At 41.2% G+C, this 3,114-nt stretch carries 3 protein-coding genes; all 3 read right to left on the bottom strand.

All coding sequences use genetic code 11. The features are described from left to right. Positions 1 to 11 precede the first annotated feature (11 nt). Positions 12 to 224, bottom strand: a complete 213-nt coding sequence (locus tag JHC35_RS03750) for a hypothetical protein (RefSeq protein WP_295042134.1) — start codon at positions 222 to 224, stop codon at positions 12 to 14. Between the two features lie 113 nt (positions 225 to 337). Then, on the bottom strand, positions 338 to 1,498 hold the full coding sequence (locus tag JHC35_RS03745; protein ID WP_295042132.1) for a hypothetical protein: 1,161 nt from the start codon (positions 1,496 to 1,498) through the stop codon (positions 338 to 340). Continuing rightward, the coding region (locus JHC35_RS03740) for a hypothetical protein (RefSeq protein ID WP_295042130.1) at positions 1,495 to 3,114 on the bottom strand (1,620 nt) is incomplete at its 5' end. The genes JHC35_RS03745 and JHC35_RS03740, both read right to left, overlap by 4 nt.

Genomic DNA, 3,114 nt, shown 5'->3' with positions numbered 1-3,114 from the left:
AGGGCTGCAAGTCATGCTTTGATGTCGAGAGTCTGTCCCAGACCCGTTAGACCGGCACCAGAAACATCATTTGGTTGTGAAGAGGAAGGTGAAATGCTTTCCAGCGCTTTCATAACTTGTTGCCCTTGTATTTCCATCGCTTTTTTCATCGCGTAAATCTGGGGCAATGAAACTCTCAGGTTTATGAGAAACTTCAGTGTCCCTTTCACCAATAATGCAGCCAAACGCAGAATCTTTATGAATATTATGCAGGCCTTTTAGATGCTATGCACGGAAAGCCTTTTATGCCACTTGTTTGTAAAACTCCCGCTTTTTAGTGGGTAGGTGAGTGGTTACATCAAAATAAGTATTTAAGGCCAAGATTAACCCCTACTGCTGAGGCTTTTTCAAAAGTAATATTATTAGTTTGGAAGCCTAAGTAAGCATATTTTGATGCAAATGTGATACCGTAAGATTTAAAAAACGTTTCATACGAAAATTTCATCGTTGATGTATCTGTAGTTGGGATGATAACACCAACCTCTGGAAAAACATAGCCTCGCGTTGTCGAAGCTTGCATAAATGGTAGAATGTACTCGCCGTTATATCGAATCGAGGCAAAGCCCTTGGGGTCAAAATATTGCGTATGCTCTTTAGTTATTTCAAGACCTGTGATTGTGGGAGAGTATTGAACATAGCCATTGGAATCATAACTTTTGGTACTGGATGTCAGTATAGCGTTAGTGTAAGGAGCTTGATCCCATTGAATAAAACCTAGCAGATCGTTAATTGCGAGTTCACTATGAAACTTTCCCCAATCAACACATAGCCCGATGTCACTGCTCGCTCCATATCCTGTGGGGGTATTGACATCAAGTTTATAAAGATAGTTGCTGGAATAGTAGTAGTCGACAGTTCCATAAAAATCATAGTTTTTATCGGATGTTGCCGTTGCGGATCCGCTTATCAATCCCTGCTGAGTCCGAATCCCTCGCAGTAATGATATCCCCATCCCGCCTTGAATGTTTAAATCATTGCTGGTATAGATTGGGATTGCTTTAGCAATATGTAAGCCGTCGGCCTGGAAGCCGTTGATTTTGAAGTCGAGGTTATATTGTCTCCCGATGGGAAGATCCTCGGAATTTTTTACCGTATGGATGAGATCGATAAAATCACGACTAGCCTCGACCATCGTTTCGAGTCGATGAATATAACCGATGCGCCATCCATTCACTGTACCGCCGATTTCGGCGCGGGCACTTGCGAGGGCTAGATTGGTTCCGTTACGAGGGGTGTAGTTACCTCCCCAATTATCATCAAAAAATCCTTTGACCGAGACGGGATCCGTGGCGATAAAGGCTGATGTGGTTAAAAAGACATCGTTTTTATCCTGAATGTTTGCAGGATTATCGATGCTTAAAACATCACCCCATATTGTCACTGAGAACGTTGTTAAAGAGAAAAATAAAATAGTGAGAGGGGAAATCCCTCTCTCGAAAAACGTTGCTTTGAGAATCAAAGGAACGTCTCAAATGTGCCATCTGAGTATTTCACACGCGGTACACTCTTGAGCATATCGATCGTGCCGATAGCTGTTGCATCTTTAGAGACAGAACCGCTAACGGTTCCATCCACGTTTCCTAAGACACTGATGGTTACACCAGTTTGGTTTTTAAATTCAGCTGTGTATTTATTTTTTCCATCCACAGTAGTGTTATTTTTGGCAACAACGCCTGTTCCTGTAATTTTTGTGGTGTCATATAGATACGTGAGAGAAATATTTGCTTTATTGGCATCTATATTTACATATCCAAGAATCACTTTTGTTAATGGTCGGTTAGGAACATTGAGTTCTCCTGTGAAGGATACGTTATACAACCAGTTACTAAGTGATGCAGCGGATGTCGCTGTTCCTGTTACTGAACCACTGATGTAACTGCCATCTGTCGAATCGGACGCTTTTCCGTCAAATTTAACCGTTTTTGGAACATGAATGGTTTTTCCATGATCATCGGTGTCAACATAGTTTGATGCTGTGATTTTACCTGTAAGCGTATACGTTTTCATCTCGAATTTACCATCAAAATCCAATGGTTCAGCGACGACTTTTGCTGCCGTAGTAGGAGTAGCCGCAACATTAATCAAATTGTAATGAGCACTATTTACAGTGATAGTCGTATCAAGAGTAGTGCCAGTGTAAGTTTTAAGTGTTCCTGCATAGCTGAAGCTATCCGTTGCCCCTGAAGTTGTCATTGACCCAGTAATATTGGCAGTCATTTTTGTTCGTATAGCATTAGGAGTCGAATTTCCAGAAGAATCTTGAGTCTTTTTCCATTGTGTTGTTGGAATACTACCATTCACGCTCAGAGCCGTTCCGCTCCAGCTAAAGGTTCCAGTGTACGTTTTGCTCGTATCGTTCGCATCGGTAAAAGTATAGCTGTAAGAATGTGCCCCTGTTTTGGTTACCGTAAGGCTGTGAGGAATGTCGTTCATTCCTACTAAAGACCAAAATGGACTATAGACATTTTCACTGTCTATTCTGGTAACAGTGTATTTTGACCCATATGGATCTGACCAATTATAACTAGTCGAAGAAGATTCTACTTTTGTCGCTGTAATAACATCGAGTGGCTTATTCAATGGAATTTCTTCTGAATTTTTGTCAATATAGGACATTGCATCTATCACATACCCTATAGCTTGATCATTTGGTCCTGCAACGTCACGTGTTGCAATTTCAACTTCTTTGGCTTTTGTATCAAAAAATCCTGGTGTTCCAGATTTTTGATAATCGGTCAACGCAAGAGCTTGTGTGCGTAACTCACGAAACATGGTTTTTGATGCAGTGATGCCACTGGCAACGCCATCGCTTACAACAATTGCTGCAGGTGGCGTATAAGCTGTTCCATTTGTAATTTTTGTTACAATATTATCAATAGCACTATCATCAGCGAGAGAATCAAGCGCCTGATCGTCCTTGATAGTTGTAAGTATAGCTTTAAATTCTGTTGAAGACGCACTTCCATCTTTAAGATCATTTGACAATGCTGCTATAAATGCCTTACGGTCGCCGCCGTTGTCCGCACTAGTACGGATGGTATCGACCAATGCTTTTACAACCTTATCTTTATTTGG

The sequence above is a fragment of the Sulfuricurvum sp. genome (assembly GCF_022759005.1).
GTDB lineage: Bacteria > Campylobacterota > Campylobacteria > Campylobacterales > Sulfurimonadaceae > Sulfuricurvum.
The sequence above is the reverse complement of the archived record's forward strand: the minus strand, read 5'-3'. Positions and strand labels throughout refer to the sequence as shown.